Consider the following 17,808-nt stretch of genomic DNA (forward strand, 5'->3'; position numbering starts at 1 on the left):
CACTGGCGCGCCCAGTGGCGGGTCGACGTGATGCTGCAGAGCATCGCCAGCGCGATGGCGGTGGCTGGCGACTGCCAGCAGCCGACCGCGGCGCTGTGGCGTGGCGTCAACGTGCTGTGCCAGTTCGACCCCGGCGTGGCCGTGCTGGAATGCCTGGCCACCCACGTCGGCGCCGCCCGGCATTACTGGCGTGAGCTGCAGTCGGTCAGCCCGGCGCAGCTGGCGGCCTTCTGCGAGCCGCGCCTGCGGGCGCTGCCCGGCCTGGCCACCAGCGCCGGCGGCACGCCGGCTGCGGTGGCCTGAGCAGCCGCCGGCCGGCGCCCCGCCACCAAAGGGGACTGTCGGCGCACGCCGTCGGCCTGCGCCGGCGCGGCCAGCGCCCAGCCGTCGGTGGCGGCATCGGCGCTCAACCAGCGGCCACCACCCACCACCAGGCCGCGCTGGCTGGCGCGCTGCAGCAGCAATTCGCAATCCGCCGCACCCAGGCGGCTGGCCAGGCGCTGCCAGCGCCGCTGCACCAGCACATCACCCCAGGTGTCCTCCATGGCCTGGCGCAGCTGCTGTGGCGTCGGCTGCGGCCCCACCGCCAGCCGGCGCGCCAGCAGGGTGTGCATGAAGATCTGGAAGGCCTGGCGGGCCTCGCTGCCCGGCACCAGGGCCGACAGCCCGAGCAGGCGGCGGGCATAGCCGGCCTGGCTGAATTGCAGCGTCAGCATCACCTGCAGCGCCTGCACCGGGTTGATCACCCGCACCCGGTTCGGTGGCAGCACCCGCAGCGGCAGCAGCGCCGCCTGGGCATGCGGCAGCGGCGTGGCAAAGCTGGCCAGCACCACCAGGCGCTGCCAGGCGGCGGCATCCAGTCCCAGGTGGCGGCCGCCGCTGTCGGCCAGTGCCACGGCCTGGGCCTGGGCCGCCGCCCAGTCGCCCGGGCCCCAGGCCTGCGCCGCCTGCTGGCTGAGCACCGCCAGGTTGCCGGCGGCATAGGCGGCGGCGGTGTTCAGCCGCACCACGGTGGCGTCGTCGCTGCCGCCGGTGGCCAGCAGCAGCGGCGCGCGGGTGACCGGGCACTGCGGCACGTCGATGCGGGCCAGGAAGGCCGGGTTGACCTGCTGGTCCTCGAACACCGCGCCGTCCTGCCAGGCCCGCAGCCGCAGCGCCAGCCACTGGCGCACTGCCGCGGTGGTGCGCAGCCGCCGCTCGCCGAAGGCCGCGCGGCCGGCCGCCCAGCCCTGGCCCACCGGGTTGTGGTCGTTCAGATGGGCCAGCGGCGGCGTGACGCGGTGGTGGGCATGGTCCCAGCCGATGGCGAAGCCGCAGGCATCCAGCGTGGCCGTGGCGGCTGCGGCGGGGGTGGTGCCGGGCAGGGCGGCGGGCAGGGCCGTGGGCACCAGGGGGCTGAACTCGAAGGCGGCTTGGGCCATGGGGTCTCCAGGAAGTGGCGCCAGGACATTCCGGCCAACACAGTCTCTGCGACCACTGGCTCACAGCATGAGCCAGTCAAACGGATGCCGGCACAGCCCCGCACCTGCGGGATGGCTCACGCCGTGAGCCACCGACGTGGCAGACTGCCGCCTCCCACGCCCACCCCGCGCCGATGACCAAGACCGCACGCCTGTACAAGATCGAGCAGCTGATCCGCCACCGCGGCAGCGTCAGCTTCGCGCAGATGCTGGAATCGCTGGAGGTGTCGCCCGCCACCCTGAAGCGTGACCTGGAATACCTGCGCGACCAGCTCGGCGCCCCCATCGTCTACGACCGCGACAGCAACGGCTACCGCTTCGACATGCCGGCCGGCGGGGCCAGCGGCACCCCGGCCTGGCGCGGCGAGAAGCATGAGCTGCCCGGCCTGTGGTTCAGCGAGCGCGAGCTGTACTCGCTGCTGATGGCCCACCAGCTGCTGGCCGGGCTGGATGCCGACGGCACCCTCAGCCGCCATCTGCAGCCGCTGCTCGACCGCATCCACGAGCTGCTGGGCCCGGGCGGCGACAGCGATGCGCAGGCGCTGATGAAGCGGGTGAAGATCGTCAGCGCGCTGCGCCGGCCGGTGCCGCCCGACTGTTTCGAGCGCATGGGTGAAGCCCTGCTGCGCCGCCGCCGCCTGCACATGCGCTACCTCACCCGCGCCCGCGGCGAGGTGGGCGAGCGCGAGGTCTCGCCGCAGCGCCTGGTGCACTACCGCAACACCTGGTACCTGGATGCCTGGTGCCACAGCCGCGACCGGCTGCTGCGTTTTGCGCTCGATGCCGTGCAGGAAGCCCGCGTGCTGCCCGCCCGCGCCAAGGATGTCGCGCTGCGCCAGGTGCAGGCCGAGATGGACGGCGGCTACGGCATCTTTGCCGGCGGCACGCCGAAGCAGGCGCTGCTGCGCTTCAGCCCGCAGGCGGCGCCCTGGATCAGCCGCGAGGAATGGCACCCCGACCAGCAGGGCCGCTGGCTGGACGACGGCAGCTGGGAGCTGCGCCTGCCCTACGTCGACGAGACCGAGCTGGTGATGGACCTGCTGCGCCAGGGCGAGCAGGTGCAGGTGCTGGCGCCCGACAGCCTGTGCGCGGCGGTGCAGCAGCGGCTGGCCGCGGCGCTGGCCGTCTACCGCGGCGCCGCGCCGGCAGCCTGACCGCACCGGCGCCGGCTGGCCGACAATGCCGGCGTGTCATGCCGCCGCGTGGTCGTCCCCACATGAACAAACGCAGTCTTCTGGTGGGTGCCGCGCTGGCGGGGGCGGGCTGGTGCCTGGGCGCCGGCGGGGTGGCGGCCCAGCCGCTGCGCCTGCGCTACGGCGGCGACGCGGCTTTCGCGCCCTTCGAGTCGCTGGACGCCGACGGCCAGCCACAGGGCTTCCAGACCGCGCTGCTGGCGGCGCTGGGCCCGCTGGCCGGCGTCGAGTTCGACATCCGCCTGGCGCCCTGGGCGCAGACCGAGCGGGCCTTCCGCACGGGCCAGGTCGACGTGGTCGGCATGGTCGACACCAGCGAACGGCGCGCCTGGGCGCTGTTCACCCGCGGCCATGCCACGCCGGCGCTGGCGGTGTACCGGCGCAGCGGTCAGCCCGATCCGCAGGGCCTCACCGGCCTGGCCAACCTGCGCGTCGCGGTGCCGGACAGCGAGCCGATGCGCCACACCCTGCGCACCTGGCTGGCTGGCCTGCCGGGCCCGTTCCTGCTGCAGGCCGATGCCGCCGCCGCGCTGGCCGCACTGCAGCAAGGCATGGCCGACGTGGCCCTGCTGCCACGTGCCTATGCCGACCCGCTGCTGGCCGCCGGTGCCGCGCCCGATGTCGTCGCCAGTGCGCTGAACCTGCCCTTGCAGACCTATGCGCTGGCGGTGGCGCCGGGCCGCGCCGACCTGCAGGCGCGGCTGCAGCAGGGCCTGGATGCGCTGGAGGCCGACGGCCGACTGGAGGCCCTGCGCACCCGCTGGCTGAGCAGCCACCAGGCGCTGGCCGAGCGCCAGCTGCTCAGCCGCGGCCTGGCGACGCAGCGCAGCCGCACCTGGCAGGTGGCCGCCGCCGGTGCTGGTGCAGCCCTGGTGCTGGGTGCCGGCCTGTGGTGGCGCGGGCGCCGGGTGGCCACCGAGCGCCAGGGCCGCCAGGCGGCCGAGGCTGCGCTGCAGCAGGCCGAGCGCCTGCTGCTGCACAGCTTTGCCCAGCATCCGGATGCCATGCTGCTGGTCGAGCGCGACAGCGGCGTGGTGCGCGATGCCAACGCCGCCCTGCTGGACCTGCTGGGCCTGCCGGCCGACACGCTGATCGGCCGGCCGCTGGATGCGCTGGACGGCGTGGTCGATGCGGCGGCGCTGCGCCAGCTGGTGCAGCGCCTGACCGACGACGGGCGGCTGGACGCGGCACCGCTGCGCCTGCGGCGTGCCGACGGCTCGCCGCGCGATGCGCTGGTCAGCGCCGATGTGCTGCCGGTGGGCGACCGGCCGCATGTGTTCTGCCTGCTGCGCGACATCACCGAGCAGCTGGCCCGCGATGCGCTGCTGCGCCAGGGCTATGACAGCCTGGCCGGTCAGCTGAACCTGGCCCGCCATGAACTGCAGGCCGCCCAGGTGCGCCAGACCGAGGCCGAGGACCGGCTGCAGACCTTCACCCGCGCGGTCTCGCACGATCTGAAGACGCCGCTGAATGCGGTGCAGGGCTACCTGGGCCTGCTGCAGCAGCGGCTGCGCGCAGGCCATGTGCAGGAGGCGATGGTGCATGCCCAGCGCATGGCCGCGGCGGCCCGGCGCATGACGGCGATGATCGACGCGCTGGGCCGCCTGGCCCGGGTGGACCAGCAACCGCTGCAGCGCCAGCCGCTGGACATGGTGCGCCTGGCCGAGGACACCTGGGCCCTGCTGCAGCCCCAGCTGGCCGACCGGCGGATGGAGTTCCGTGTCGACGTGCTGCCGCCGGCCCAGGGCGACCCCGATCTGGTGGCCCAGGTCTGGCAGAACCTGCTGGGCAATGCCGCCAAGTACAGCGACGGGCGGGATCCGGCCAAGGTGGCCGTCAGCAGCCACCAGGATGACCGCGGCACCTGGTACCGGGTGGCGGACAACGGCGTGGGCTTCGACATGGCCGCTGCCGGCAGGCTGTTCACCCCCTTCCAGCGCCTGCACGAAGGCAGCCGGTTCGAGGGCAGCGGCGTGGGCCTGAGCCTGGTGCGCCGCATCGTCGAGCACCATGGCGGCGCTGTGCGCCTGCGCAGCGCGCCCGGCGTGGGCACGGTGGCCGAGTTCACGCTGGACCCGGCGCCGGCCTGAGCGGCGGCGCCATGCCCGCCGCGCCGGCCGCTCACTTCGGCCACCGGCTGCTGTCCGACCAGAACAGCACCCGCTCCTCCAGCCAGCCGCTGTCGCGCTGCAGCGCCAGCCAGGTGTTCAGGAAGGCCAGGAAGTCCGGGTCGCCCTTGCGCACCGCCATCGCCGCGGCCGTGCTGGCCAGCGGCGTGTTGCGCGGCAGGTAGAGCTGGCCGGGGGCCGCCTGCAGCAGCGCCTGCGGCGACAGCGTGGGCGCCAGCGCGGCCTGGGCCTGGCCCTGCAGCACCAGCTGCAGCGGGTCGTCGCTGGTGGCGATCAGCCGGGACTTGGGCAGCAGCTTGCGCGCCAGCGCCTCCTGCGGCGTGCCGGCATACACCGCCACCGCCATCCCGGGCTGGTCGAAATCGGCCAGCGCCGTCTTGCCCGGTGCCTTGGCCTGGCTGGCGACGAGGTAGACGCCGTCGTGCACCGTGGGGGTGGTGAAGTTGACGGCCATGGCGCGGGTCACCGTCATCCACAGGCCGCTGGCGATCAGGTCGCAGGCCCGGTCGACCAGGTCGCTGACCACCAGGCCCCAGGACGAGGGCACGAACTCGATCTCCAGGCCCAGGTCCTGCGCCAGCTTGCGCGACAGGTCGACGCTGTAGCCGGCGAAGCCGCCCTTGCCGTCGTTCATCACCATCGGGTCGACCGGCACCACGCACACCCGCAGCAGGCCGCGCTGGCGCACGGTGGCCAGGGTGTCGACCGCCGGGCCGCGCCAGACCAGGCCGGCTTCCGGTGGCGGCGCGCGCAGTGCGGGGCGGGACGGGTCGGCGAAGCCGCTGCCCGGCGATGCGGGCGTGGCCGGGGTCTGGGCCCAGCCGGGTGCGGCCAGGCCGGTGGCCAGCACGGCGGCCAGCAGGCTGGAACGGAGGGTGCGCATGGGGTGTTGGATCGGGTTGCGCATCAGTAGCCTCCGCCGTCGTAGTGGCGCTCGTAGCTGCGCTGGAAGACGACGCGGTGGCCCGAGTCGCGCTCGTCCACGGCGACGAAGCCGCTGCCCGAGCGGGAAATGCGGAACTGCTGGCGGCCAGCCTGCAGCCGGTTGCCGTCCAGGCTGCCGGAGAACTCGTTGCGGCCGGCGCGGCCGGAGACCGCACCGCCGGGCAGGATGCGTAGCGTCACGTCGACACCCTCGCGCTCGTCGTAGCCGCTGAAGCTGCCGACCGACCAGGCGCCGACATCCTCCTGCGCATGCTTGTTCTGGTTGTTGGCAGCCGCCGCGATGGCGGCCAGTCCGATCAGGCCGACCACCGCCGCGGCAGCGGCCTTGTCGTTGCTGCCCGAGCCGCGGCCGACGCGGAAATCCGCCCCGCAGCCGCGGTTGACCCACACGCCGGAGCGCGAGTAGCCCCAGTTGCGGTTCTCCCGGCAGTCGGTGTTGGAGATCTGGCGCACCAGTTCCACCCGGTTGTCGGTGTTGGCCGAGCAGAAGTTGTAGCCGTTGTTGTAGCTCTCGCAGCGGATGGTCTGGTTCGCATTGGCGGGCAAGGGCCCGGCCACCAGGGCCAGACAGATCAGCGGCGCCACGGCGCGCGACAGCGGTCGAGGTTGCATGGAGGACTCCGTCGAAGGTCGGTCGGCAGCCGCACCGCGGCGCGGCAGTTGCAACGCTAACACTCTTGCGGCGCGGTCACGGTTGCTGCAGCGCAGATGCCGCCGCCATGCCCGGCCGACGTGGTGACGATGGCCCTTAAGCTGCCGGCCATGACCCCCGTCCGCCGCGCCACGCAATGCCAATTCGCCCGCCATGCCGGCGTCACCCGATGGCACGACCAGAGATTGCCCCTGCAGATCCAGCCTGACCCGCGGCACCACCAAGCCGCCGCCCGGCAGTGAGCCGTCCGGGTGCGTCGCCCTGGCCGCTGGTCGGGCTGCTGTACCTGTGCGGCCTGCTGGCTGCGGCGCAGCTGGGCAAGCTGTCGGCGCTGGCGCCGCTGGTGGCCGCGGCGCTGGGCCTGGGCCTGCCGCTGGTGGCGCTGGCCATCTCGTTGATCGAGCTGGGCGGTGCCACGCTGGGCACGGTGGCCGGCCTGCTGGCCCAGCGGCTGGGGCTGGCGCGCTGCCTGCGCTGGGGCGTGGGCGCGCTGGCGCTGGCCGGCCTGGGTGGCGCGCTGGCGCAGGGCGCCGTCGGCCTGTTCGGCTGGCGGTTGCTGGAGGCCGTGGGCTACCTGGGCGTGATCGTCAGCGCGCCGGTGCTCATCGCGCGCCATGCCGCCCGCACCGGCGGTGCCGCCGGCGCCCGCACCCAGGGACTGGCGCTGACGCTGTGGAGCACCTTCGTGCCGGTGGGCATGGCCCTGGGTGCCTGGGGCAGTGCGGGCGCTGCCGTCTGGCTGGGCTGGCGCGGTGCCGTGGCGCTGGGCGGCGGGGTGGCGCTGCTGCTGTGGGCCGTGCTCTGGCGATCACGCCTGCCAGCCGATGGCGGCAGCGTGACCGCCGATCCGCCGCCCGCATCGCCGCCCGCGCTGACGCCGGCACTCTGGTGCCTGGCCCTGGCCTTCGGCGGTTTTGCCCTGTTCGAGGTGGGCATGCTCGGCCTGCTGCCCACGCTGCTGGTGCAGCAGGCCGGGCTCAGCGCCGCGGCAGCTGGCCAGTGGACCGGCCTGGCGGCGCTGGCGGCAGTGGGCGGCAGCGCGTCGGCGGCGCTGTTGCTGCGCCATGGCACGGGGCTGCGCGGGCCGGTGCTGCTGTCGCTGGGCCTGCCGCCGCTGCTGCTGTTCGGCGTGTTCACCAATGCGCCGCAGCCGGCGCTGGCCATCGGCCTGGCGGTGCTGCTGAACATGCTGGGCGGCGTGTTCGCCAGCCTCACCTTTGCGCTGCTGCCGCGGCTGGCGGCCGGCCCCGGCCAGCTGGTGCGGGCCAATGGCCTGCTGGCGCAGTGCGGTGCCTCGGGCTCGCTGCTGGGACCGCCGGCCATGGCGGCCTGCGTGCAGCTGGGTGGCTGGCCGGCTGCTGCCGGCCTGGGGCTGCTGGTGTCGCTGGCGGCGCTGCCGCTGGCCTGGCGGGCGCTGCGGGCGGCCTGAGCCGCAAGCCGGGCCCGGTGCCGCGGATCAGGGCACGGCTTGCCCGCTGGCCGCCGACCAGATCTGCCACCAGGTGGCCGCCTCCAGCTGCAAGGGCAGGGCGGCCAGGGCCTGCTGCGCCACCACGATGCGGCGCGAGCCCAGGATGGGCAGCGGCCGGCTGGGGTGGTGCAGCAGCCAGGCGATCACCAGCGTGGTGACGGCGATGCCCAGCGCCGCGGCCTGCGTCGCCAGCACGGCGCGCAGCCGGCAGGCGTCGGCATCCTGGCCGGTGAAGATGCGGCCGCCGGCCAGCGGCGCCCAGAGCATCGGCCGCAGCCCCAGCTGCAGGCACTGGTCGAGCAGGCCGTCGTCCAGGGCGCGGCGCTGCAGCGGCGACAGCGCCACCTGGTGGGTGGCCAGCGGCAGCCGGGCGTGCAGCGCCGCCACCTGCGGCGCGGTGGCGTTGGCCAGCCCGGCGTGGCGCAGCTTGCCGGCCTGGCGCAGGCCGGCCACCGCTGCGGCCAGCAGGTCCGGGTCGGGCAGGGTGGCCGCTGGCTGGATCAGCAGCAGGTCCAGGTGGTCGGTCTGCAGGGCCCGCAGCATGGCGTCGACCGCCGCGCGCAGGTCGGCCGCGGCAGTGGCGGCTGCACCCAGGTGGCAGGTGCCCACCAGTTGCACGCGCTGGCGCAGGCCCGGCCGCAGGGCCAGGGCTTCGCCGAGCAGCCGGGCCACGCTGTGGCTGCCATCGGCATCCGCATGGTCGAAGCTGGTCACGCCGATGTCGAGGTTGGCCTCGATCCAGGCCAGGCGCTGCTCGGCCGTCCACTGCCACTCGGCCAGCCGCCAGGCCCCGGCGATGACCGGCGACAGCCCGGCCGGGTTGGGCAGCGCAGCCGCGGGCACCGGCGCTCAGGCCTTGGGCGGCCGGGGCTGGCGCCCCATCAGGAAGAACTCGTCATTCGGCCGCATGCCGGTCAGGTTGGCCATGCGGTTGCTGAGGCCGAAGAAGGCGGTGATGGCGCCGATGTCCCAGATGTCCTCGTCGTCGAAGCCGTGGGCGCGCAGGGCGGCGAAGTCGGCCTCGTCGATTTCGGCCGACCGCAGGCAGACCTTCATCGCGAAGTCGAGCATCGCCCGCTGGCGCGGCGTGGTGTCGGCCTTGCGGTAGTTGGTGGCCAGCTGGTCGGCGATCAGCGGCTTCTTCTCGTAGATGCGCAGGATGGCGCCGTGCGCCACCACGCAGTACAGGCACTGGTTGGCCGCCGAGGTGGCGACGATGATCATCTCCCGCTCGCCCTTGGTGAGGTTGCCGGTCTCTTTCAGCAGCAGGGCGTCGTGGTAGGCCATGAAGGCGCGCCACTCGGCCGGCCGGTGGGCCAGCGCCAGGAACACGTTGGGCACGAAGCCGGCCTTCTCCTGCACCGCGAGGATGCGCTCGCGCAGGTCGTCGGGCAGGTTGGCGAGCTCGGGCACGGGGTAGCGGCTGATGGTGGGGGTGGTCATGGTGCGTCTCCTTCAGGTGCGGAATTGCATGGCGTGCAGGCGTGCATACAGCCCGCCGGCGGCCAGCAGGGCGGCATGCGTGCCCTGCTCGGCGACATGGCCGCCCTCCATCACCACGATGCGGTCGGCATGCTCGATGGTGGACAGCCGGTGGGCGATGATCAGCGTGGTGCGGCCGCGCATCAGCGCGTCCAGCGCAGTCTGCACCGCGCGCTCGCTCTCGCTGTCCAGCGCCGAGGTGGCCTCGTCCAGGATCAGGATCGGCGCGTCCTTGTACAGCGCGCGGGCGATGGCCAGGCGCTGGCGCTGGCCACCCGAGAGCTGGTTGCCGTTGTGGCCGATCACCGTGTCGGCGCCCTGCGGCAGGCCGTCGACGAACTCCAGCAGGTTGGCGCCGGCCAGCGCCGCGCGCACCCGGGCGGCATCCACGTCCGTGCCCAGGGCCACGTTGGCGGTGATGCTGTCGTTGAACATCACCACGTCCTGGCTGACCAGGGCGAACTGGCGGCGCAGCGCGTCGATCTGCCAGTCGTCCAGGGCCACGCCATCCAGCGTGATGCGGCCGCTGGTCGGTGCCACGAAGCGCGGCAGCAGGTTGATCAGCGACGACTTGCCGGCACCCGACGGCCCCACCAGGGCCACCGTCTCGCCGGCGGCCACGTCCAGCGTCAGGCCGTCCAGCGCCGGGGCCTGGTCGCCGGCATAGCGCAGCACCACGTCCTGCAGCTGCAGGTGGCCGCGGGCGCGGGTGGCGGTGGCGCCGGCCTGGTGGCTGCCGCCCACCTCGGCCGGGCTGGTGTCGAGCAGCTCCATGCCGCGCTCGATGGCGGCCAGGCCGCGCGTGATGGGCGCCATCACGTCGGCCAGGTGCTTGACCGGCGCCACCAGCATCAGCATGGCGGTGATGAAGGCGACGAAGCCGCCCACGGTGCTGCCGGTGCTGCTGCTCTGCCACAGCGCCACCACGATCACCGCCGACAGCGCCACCGCGGTGAACAGCTGGGTCAGCGGCGTCATCACGCCGGCCGAGGCAGCGGCCTTCAGCAGCACCCGGCGCAGCGTCAGCGCATGCTGCTCGAAGCGGCTGGCCTGGGCCGGTGCGGCGCCGTGCAGCCGCACGATGCGCCAGGCCAGCACGTTCTCCTCGACCACGTAGGCCAGGCCGTCGGTGGCGTCCTGGCCCTCGCGGGCCAGGCGGCGCAGGCGGCGGCTGACGCCGCGCATCAGCAGCGCCACCGCCGGAAACAGCACGCCGACGAACAGCGTCAGCTTCCAGTTCAGCCACAGCAGGTAGCCCAGCAGGGCCACCAGGGTCAGCGAATCCTTCAGCAGCACCAGCACCGACTGCACCAGCTGCAGCGCGCCGTTCTGCACCTCGTAGACCAGGGTGTTGGTCAGGCTGCTGGCCGAATGGCGGGCGAACATCGCCGGCTGGGCGGTGAGGATGCGCTGGAACAGCGCCTCGCGCAGATCCTGCACGCCGCGGTGGGCGGCCCAGGCCAGGGCGTACTGCGCCACGAAGCCGGCCGCACCCCGCACCGCGAACACGCCGATGATGGCCACCGGCACCAGCCACAGCGGCAGCGCGCCGGCGGTGAAGCCCTGGTCGAGCAGGGGCTTGAGCATGGCCGGGATCAGCGGCTCGGTCAGCGCCCCCACCAGCGACGCCAGGAAGGCCACGCCCACGGCCAGGCGGCTGTGGCGGAAGTAGGGGGTGATGCGGGCGAAGCGCTGCAGCAGGCTGGGCATGGGGCGGTGGGGCCGGCGGTGCGCCAGGAAGGTGCGCGCCGCGGGGGTGGCGGATTATCAGGGCCTGCACCGTGCAGTCTGGCGCTTGCCGACAACACTGTATGAACGTACAGTTCTGCCGTGAACCTGTCGCTGCCCCTGTTCGATTTCGACGACGACCTGCAGGACGCTGCCCCGGCAGCGCCCGCCGGGGCGGTGCCGCTGGCTGCGCCGCCGGCACCGCAGGCGCCGGGGTCGGCGGTGCCGCTGCGCGGCCTGGGCCTGCTGCCCGACGAGGCCAGCCAGGAGCCGCCCGGCCTCGATCTGGCGCTGCATCCGGCCGTGTGGCGGGCCAGCCAGCTGGGTGGCGGCGCCCAGGCCACCAGCCCCAGCGGCTTTGCCGGCCTGGATGCCGAGCTGCCTGGCGGCGGCTGGCCGCATGGCGTGCTGACCGAGCTGCTGCTGCCGCAGCCCGGCATCGGCGAGCTGCGCCTGCTGGCACCGGCCCTGGCGGCGCTGTCGCCGCTGCGTGCGGCGCCGGCGCCGGCTGCGGCCAGCCCGGCACCGCGGTCGGGCCGGGCCGCGCGCCAGCCTGCGCCGGCCGAGGCGGCCCGCTGCGTGATGCTGTTCGACCCGCCGGCGGCGCTGAGCGCCTGGGCGCTGGCCCAATGCGGGCTGGACAGCCGGCACTGGCTGGTGGTGCGTTCACGCCCCGGCAGCCAGGGCCGCCCCGGGGCGCCGTCGGCGGCGCCGCTGGCCTGGCAGCCGGACGTGGCGCCCGGCGTGCCGCGTGGCGCCAGCCGGCTGGCGCCGCTGCTGCCGGGGGCCGATGTGCTGTGGGCGCTGGAGCAGGCGCTCAAGAGCGGCCAGGTGGGCGCGGTGCTGGCCTGGCTGCCGGTCAACCTGCGGGCCGATGCGCTGCGCCGGCTGCAGCTGGCTGCCCAGGCCCAGGCCGGGCCGGTGTTCCTGTTCCGCGATGCCCTGGCCCGCGGCCGGCCCAGCCCGGCGCCGCTGCGCCTGCTGCTGCAGCCCGCCGGCGCCGACCACCTGACGCTGCGCCTGCTCAAGCGCCGCGGCCCGCAGGCCACCCAGCCGCTGCGCCTGGCGCTGCCGCCGGTGCTGCCAGCGCATCTGCAGGCCCAGCTGCAGGCGCAGGCCGAGGCGCAGCAGCTCAGCCAGGGCCTGGCATCGATCCCGCGCTAGCGTGCCGATCGGATCCGTCGTTCACCATGCTGTGGGTGGCCCTGCACCTGCCGGCGCTTTCGCTGGAATCATGGCGAGCCGGCGCGCCGGCCGATGCCCGCCCGGCCGTGCTGATCGCCGACCACCGGGTGCAGCATGCCGATGCCGCCGCGCTGGCGCGGGGCGTGCAGGTGGGCATGCAGCGCGCCACCGCGCTGGCGCTGGCGCCCGATCTGCAGCTGGGCCAGGCCGATGCCCGGCGCGATGCCCGTGCGCTGCGCGCGGTGGCCGATGTGGCGCTGGGCTTCAGCCCGTCGGTGGCCTGGCTGCCGGCCGCCAACGACGACACCCCCGCCGCGCTGGTGGGCGTGCGGCTGGAGGTGCAGAGCTGCCTGCGCTACTGGGGCGGCCTGCCGCGGCTCTTGGAGACGCTGCGCGCGGCGCTGGCGCCGCTGGGCCACCAGCTGCGCATCGCCTGCGCGCCCACCGCGCTGGGCGCGGCCCTGCTGGCCGGCTGGCGCAGCGGGCTGGAGCAGGGCACGCATGTGCAGGGCCGCGAAGCCCTGCAGCACCTGCTCGACCGCCTGCCGCTGCACCTGCTGGTCGCCGACGCCGGCCAGCTGCAGGCCCTGGCCGGCATGGGCCTGCACCGCCTGGCCGACCTGCGCCGCCTGCCGCGTGATGGCCTGGCGCGCCGCTTCGGCGCCGGCCTGCTCGCGCGCATCGACCAGGCCCGCGGGCATCTGCCCGAGGCCCATGCCTGGCTGACGCTGCCGCCGCGCTTTGCCAGCCGGCTGGAGCTGATGCACCGCGCCGACACCAGCGCCCAGGTGCTGGCCGGTGCCCAGGTGCTGCTGGCGCGGCTGGTGGCCTGGGTGCAGGCCAGCCAGGGCTGCGTGGCGCACTTCCGGCTGGTGATGCACCATGAACCGCGCCACCGCAGCGACAGCACCAGCCCCACCCACACGCCGCTGGAGATCGCCCCGGCGCTGCCGTCGGCCGATGCCGCGCACCTGCACAGCCTGCTGGCCGAGCGCCTGGGCAGGCTGCCGCTGCCGGCGCCGGCGCTGGAACTCAGCCTGCACTGCGATGCGCGGGTGGATGCCGCGCCGCCGAATGCCGAGCTGTTCGGCGCCCAGTTCGCCAGCCCCGACAGCCAGCGCGACGGTCTGGCCCGGCTGGTCGAGCGGCTGCAGGCCCGGCTGGGCACCGCCCAGGTGCAGTGCCTGTCGCCGGTGGCCGACTACCGGCCCGAACGCGGCACCTGCTGGCAGCCGGCCGACCCGGCCCGGCTGGGCGCTGCGCTGCCCGGTGGTGTGGATGTGCAGGCCGGCGTGCACACGCTGGGCACCCAGCCGCTGTGGCTGCTGCCCCAGCCCCAGGTGCTGTGCGAGCGCGACAGCCTGCCGTTGCTGGATGGTCGGCCGCTGCAACTGCTGGCCGGGCCCGAGCGGCTGGAATGCGGCTGGTGGGACGGCGACCTGGTGCTGCGCGACTACTTCATCGCCCAGGCCGCCGACGGCGCCCTGGTGTGGATCTATCGCAGCCGGCTGCCGGTGGCGGCCGGTGAGCCCGGGTGGTTCCTGCAGGGGCTGTTTGCCTGAGCATCTGTCTGATGTGGGCTCTTGGCGGACGTTTGGTTCTGCGCGATCGCGCCGGGCCGGGAGGGCCTGTTTTGCTCCATGTCCCCCGTTCTACACGCCGCAAGCGGCGAATAGGACTCCGCCTCTACCTCCGCAAAACAGGCCCTCCCGGCCCGGCGCTCAGGCGCCACCGAGATACGCGCTGCATGCGGTGATGGTGGCTGGACGAGGACAGTGGGTGACTGGCCGACGCAGGTAAGAGGAAGGAGGGCCGGCAGGCCCGGGGGGACACGGAGTCGGCCAGTTGCCCGCTGGCCTCGGCCTCGCGCAGATCAATGGATGTCCGCAGAGAGCCCCAACCCGACCATCACCCCTCCAGCACCCGCGCCTTCACCTTCTTGCCCTTCACCTTGCCCTCGTTCAGCGCCTTCAGCGCCTTGGTCGCAATCGCACGGTCCACCGCCACGTAGGTGGAGAAGTCGTTGATGTCGATCTTGCCGATGGCCGCTGCCGGCAGCCCGCCGTCGCCGGTCAGCGCGCCCAGCACATCGCCGCGGCGGATCTTCTCCTTGCGGCCGCCCAGGATCTGCAGCGTCACCATCGGCGCGCGCAGCGGGCCGCTGCCGGTGGGCGTCAGGCCGTCCAGCGGAAACCACTCGAAGGCCCGGCCCTGCAGCTGCTCGATGCGACCGACCCGGCCCATCTCGTCCAGGCTGGCCAGGCTGAAGGCCCAGCCGTCGGCATCGGCCCGGCCGGTGCGGCCCACCCGGTGCACATGCTGCTCGGCATCGGGCGTCACCTCCACGTTGATCACCGCCTCCAGGCCGACGATGTCCAGCCCGCGGGCGGCCACGTCAGTGGCCACCAGCACCGGGCAGCTGCGGTTGGCGAACTGGATCAGCACCTGGTCGCGGTCGCGCTGCTCCAGGTCGCCGTGCAGCGCCAGCGCGGCCACGCCCTGGGCCTGCAGCACCGCCACCAGGTCGCGGCACTGCACCTTGGTGTTGCAGAAGGCCAGCGTGCGCTCGGGCCGCCAGTGGTTCAGCAGCAGGCCCACGGCGTGCAGGCGCTGGTCCTCGGTCACCTCGTAGAAGCGCTGGCGGATCTTGCTGGCGCTGGGCTGGGCCGCCAGCGTCACCTCCTGCGGGTCGCGCAGGAAACGGCGGCTGATCTGCGCCAGGCCCTCGGGGTAGGTGGCCGAGAACAGCAGCGTCTGGCGCGCCTTCGGGCAGCGGCTGCCGATGGTGGCGATGTCCTCGGCGAAGCCCATGTCCAGCATGCGGTCGGCCTCGTCCAGCACCAGCGTGGCCAGGCCGTCCAGCAGCAGGCTGCCGCGCGCCAGGTGGTCGACGATGCGCCCGGGCGTGCCCACCACGATGTGCGCACCATGCGCCAGGCTGTCGGACTGCGGCTTGATCGGCGTGCCGCCGCACAGCGTCAGCACCTTGGTGTTGCCGTCGGCGCGGGCCAGGCGGCGGATCTCCTGCGCCACCTGGTCGGCCAGCTCGCGGGTGGGGCACAGCACCAGGGCCTGCACCTCCGGGCGGGCGATGTCCAGCCGGTGCAGCAGCGCCAGGGCGAAGGCGGCGGTCTTGCCGCTGCCGGTGGCGGCCTGCGCGACCAGGTCGTGGCCGGTCAGGGCCAGTGGCAGGGCGGCGGCCTGGATCGGCGTCATTGCCAGGTAGCCCAGGGCCTGCAGGTTGGCCAGCATGGCCGGCGACAGCGGCAGCTGGGCGAAGGCCGGCCCGGTCGGGCCGGCGGGGGAAGCGGAATCGGTCATGCACGATTGTCGGCCATGGCCACTGCAGGCCTGCCCAGGCGGGCTGCACCAGCACGGGGCGCCCACCCGCGTTAACCCGCAGCACAGGCTGGCGCGCAACTCGCTATGGTCTGCGGCAGGCCGCCCGCATCGGCGGGCAGGCCATTCCACAACAAGGAGTTCTGCATGGGTCGATTCGAGGGTTGGCGCGCCGCGTCGCTGACAGTCTGGGTGAGCGCGCTGGCGCTGCTGGCCGCCGGTTGCGGTGGTGGCGTGGCCGAGGAAGAACAGCTGGCTGCCTGCCAGACCACCACCGCCGATGGCTCGGTGGTGGTGGGCTCGGGCGCGGCGGGCGATCCGGCCGCGCCGGAGCCGTCGTCGGGCTACCGCACCGGCAAGACGGTGGTGCAGACCAAGAGCTACATGGTCGTCACCGCCAACCCGCTGGCCAGCAAGGCCGGCTGCGAGGTGCTGAAGAACGGCGGCAGCGCGGTGGATGCCGCGGTGGCGGTGCAGATGGTGCTGGGCCTGGTCGAACCGCAGAGCAGCGGCCTGGGCGGCGGCGCCTTCATGCTCCACTATGACGCCGCCAGCAAGACCGTGGTCAGCTACGACGGCCGCGAGACCGCGCCGGCCGGCGCCACCGAGGACTACCTGCGCTGGATCAGCAGCGACACGCGCACCACGCCGCTGCCCAGCGCGCGTGCCAGCGGCCGCTCCATCGGCACGCCCGGCGCGGTGCGCATGCTGGCCCTGGCCCATGACGCACATGGCAAGCTGCCCTGGGCCGGCCTGTTCCAGCCCGGCATCGACCTGGCCACCAACGGCTTCAAGATCAGCGGCCGCATGGCCGATGCCATCGCCGGCGCCGGTGCCAACTTCCAGCGCGATGCCGACGCGATGGCCGCGTACTTCAATGCCGACGGCACGCCCAAGGCCCTGGGCACCACCTTCACGCTGCCGGCCTATGCCGACACGCTGCGCGCCATCGCTGCCGGCGGGGCCGATGCGTTCTACACCGGTCCCATCGCCCAGGACATCGTCGCCGAGATCAATGCCACCACCGGTGCCAATGGCGCGGCCCTGACCCCGGGCGCCACCACCCTGGCCGACCTGGCCGGCTACCAGGCCAAGCAGCGCCCGGCGGTGTGCACCACCTACCGGGCCCATGTGGTCTGCGGCATGGGCCCGCCGTCGTCGGGCGGCATCACGGTCGCCCAGACCCTGGGCATCCTGGAGAACTTCGATCTGGCGCAGCACCGGCCCACCGCCATCGACATCTACGGTGGCAAGCCGACGGTGCTGGGCGTGCACCTGGTGGCCGAGGCCAACCGCCTGGCCTATGCCGACCGCAACAAGTACATCGCCGACACCGATTTCGTGGCGCTGCCCGGTGGCAGCTGGGACGCGATGCTGGCCAAGCCCTACCTGCGCAGCCGGGCCGACCTGATCAGCTTCAACAGCAGCCTGGGCACGGCCCAGCCTGGCAACCTGGGCCCGGTGCCGCTGGGCACCGGCGTGCAGCCGGTCGAGGCGGGCACCACCCACATGACCATCGTCGACAAGTGGGGCAACGTGGTCAGCATGACGACCACGGTGGAGTCGGGCTTCGGCGCCTGGCGCATGGTGCGCGGCTTCATCCTCAACAACCAGCTGACCGACTTCAACGCCGCGCCGGCCGACGGTGCCGGCGTGCCCATCGCCAACCGGGTGCAGCCGGGCAAGCGGCCGCGCAGCTCGATGGCGCCCACGCTGGTGTTCAAGCAGGCAGCCGACGGCTCGGCCGGCGACCTGGTGATGGCCACCGGATCGCCGGGCGGCGGCAACATCATCCAGTACGTCGCCAAGACCATCATCGGCGTGCTCGACTGGGGGCTGGACGCCCAGCAGGCCACGTCGATGATGAATTTCGGCTCCAGCAACGGGCCCACCACCGGCCTGGGCGGCGAGCATCCGAACCTCAACACCGCCAACAGCGGCAACGACGACGCCCTGGTGACCGGCCTGCGCGCGCTGGGCCACACCGTCAGCGTGGTGGCGCAGAGCAGCGGCACCAGCACCATCGTGCGCACCAGCCGCGACAACGGCCTGCCGGCCTGGGCCGGCGGCGCCGATCCGCGGCGCGAGGGTCTGGTGCTCGGCGACGGCTACTGACCGCGCCCCGCGCGCGCCACCGGCCTCCAGCCGGGTGGCGCGCCGGCGGCCGCTGGGACCAGGCCCGCAACGACGCGGTGCAGCGCATCGGCGAACGGCAGCAGGAACA

General features: G+C 74.0%; 13 protein-coding genes. 6 read left to right on the forward strand and 7 right to left on the reverse strand.

Features of this window, described 5'->3' with window-relative positions; all coding sequences use genetic code 11:
* Positions 1–182 precede the first annotated feature (182 nt).
* The gene (locus FFT10_RS00810; RefSeq protein ID WP_137730867.1) at positions 183–1,421 is read right to left on the reverse strand and encodes a hypothetical protein; all 1,239 of its coding nucleotides are present in this window, start codon (positions 1,419–1,421) and stop codon (positions 183–185) included.
* A gap of 173 nt (positions 1,422–1,594) precedes the next feature.
* On the opposite strand from FFT10_RS00810, the gene FFT10_RS00815 reads away from it, so the two are divergent.
* Both FFT10_RS00815 and FFT10_RS00820 read left to right on the forward strand, forming a co-directional pair.
* Positions 1,595–2,614: a helix-turn-helix transcriptional regulator gene (locus FFT10_RS00815; protein WP_137730868.1), complete on the forward strand. Its 1,020-nt coding sequence runs from the start codon at positions 1,595–1,597 to the stop codon at positions 2,612–2,614.
* A gap of 62 nt (positions 2,615–2,676) precedes the next feature.
* A complete protein-coding gene (locus FFT10_RS00820; RefSeq protein WP_162520664.1) occupies positions 2,677–4,743 on the forward strand; it encodes an ATP-binding protein in 2,067 nt (688 codons plus the stop codon).
* 31 nt (positions 4,744–4,774) lie between these two features.
* Here the strand turns inward: FFT10_RS00820 and FFT10_RS00825 are convergent, their stop codons facing one another.
* Both FFT10_RS00825 and FFT10_RS00830 read right to left on the reverse strand, forming a co-directional pair.
* Positions 4,775–5,665, reverse strand: coding sequence for a transporter substrate-binding domain-containing protein (locus tag FFT10_RS00825; protein WP_162520665.1), 891 nt, complete (start codon positions 5,663–5,665; stop codon positions 4,775–4,777).
* 23 nt (positions 5,666–5,688) lie between these two features.
* A complete protein-coding gene (locus tag FFT10_RS00830; protein WP_162520666.1) occupies positions 5,689–6,339 on the reverse strand; it encodes a DUF3011 domain-containing protein in 651 nt (216 codons plus the stop codon).
* A 278-nt stretch (positions 6,340–6,617) separates the two neighbouring features.
* Between FFT10_RS00830 and FFT10_RS00835 the strand changes: the two genes are divergently transcribed.
* Positions 6,618–7,808 (forward strand): MFS transporter, encoded by a 1,191-nt coding sequence (locus FFT10_RS00835; RefSeq protein WP_137730872.1) that lies wholly within the window; start codon positions 6,618–6,620, stop codon positions 7,806–7,808.
* Between the two features lie 27 nt (positions 7,809–7,835).
* On the opposite strand, the gene FFT10_RS00840 is transcribed toward FFT10_RS00835, so the two are convergent.
* Genes FFT10_RS00840 through msbA form a run of 3 tightly spaced genes read right to left on the reverse strand, consistent with a single transcriptional unit; the run spans position 7,836 to position 11,042 of the window.
* Positions 7,836–8,693: an aldo/keto reductase gene (locus tag FFT10_RS00840; RefSeq protein WP_137730873.1), complete on the reverse strand. Its 858-nt coding sequence runs from the start codon at positions 8,691–8,693 to the stop codon at positions 7,836–7,838.
* A gap of 6 nt (positions 8,694–8,699) precedes the next feature.
* Positions 8,700–9,293, reverse strand: a complete 594-nt coding sequence (locus tag FFT10_RS00845) for a peroxidase-related enzyme (protein ID WP_137730874.1) — start codon at positions 9,291–9,293, stop codon at positions 8,700–8,702.
* Between the two features lie 12 nt (positions 9,294–9,305).
* Positions 9,306–11,042 (reverse strand): lipid A export permease/ATP-binding protein MsbA, encoded by a 1,737-nt coding sequence (gene msbA / locus FFT10_RS00850; protein WP_137730875.1) that lies wholly within the window; start codon positions 11,040–11,042, stop codon positions 9,306–9,308.
* Between the two features lie 120 nt (positions 11,043–11,162).
* On the opposite strand from msbA, the gene FFT10_RS27975 reads away from it, so the two are divergent.
* Both FFT10_RS27975 and FFT10_RS00860 read left to right on the forward strand, forming a co-directional pair.
* A complete protein-coding gene (locus FFT10_RS27975; protein WP_373282447.1) occupies positions 11,163–12,224 on the forward strand; it encodes a hypothetical protein in 1,062 nt (353 codons plus the stop codon).
* 26 nt (positions 12,225–12,250) lie between these two features.
* Complete coding sequence (locus tag FFT10_RS00860; protein ID WP_137730876.1) at positions 12,251–13,807, forward strand: Y-family DNA polymerase; 1,557 nt, start codon at positions 12,251–12,253, stop codon at positions 13,805–13,807.
* Positions 13,808–14,153: 346 nt separating this feature from the next.
* On the opposite strand, the gene dbpA is transcribed toward FFT10_RS00860, so the two are convergent.
* Positions 14,154–15,566: an ATP-dependent RNA helicase DbpA gene (dbpA, locus tag FFT10_RS00865; RefSeq protein WP_137730877.1), complete on the reverse strand. Its 1,413-nt coding sequence runs from the start codon at positions 15,564–15,566 to the stop codon at positions 14,154–14,156.
* A gap of 165 nt (positions 15,567–15,731) precedes the next feature.
* Here dbpA and ggt point away from each other — a divergent pair, with 165 nt between their 5' ends.
* Positions 15,732–17,699, forward strand: a complete 1,968-nt coding sequence (gene ggt / locus FFT10_RS00870; protein ID WP_137730878.1) for a gamma-glutamyltransferase — start codon at positions 15,732–15,734, stop codon at positions 17,697–17,699.
* Positions 17,700–17,808 lie beyond the last annotated feature (109 nt).

It is taken from the genome of Pseudaquabacterium pictum, from assembly GCF_005403045.1.
Lineage (GTDB): Bacteria > Pseudomonadota > Gammaproteobacteria > Burkholderiales > Burkholderiaceae_C > Pseudaquabacterium > Pseudaquabacterium pictum.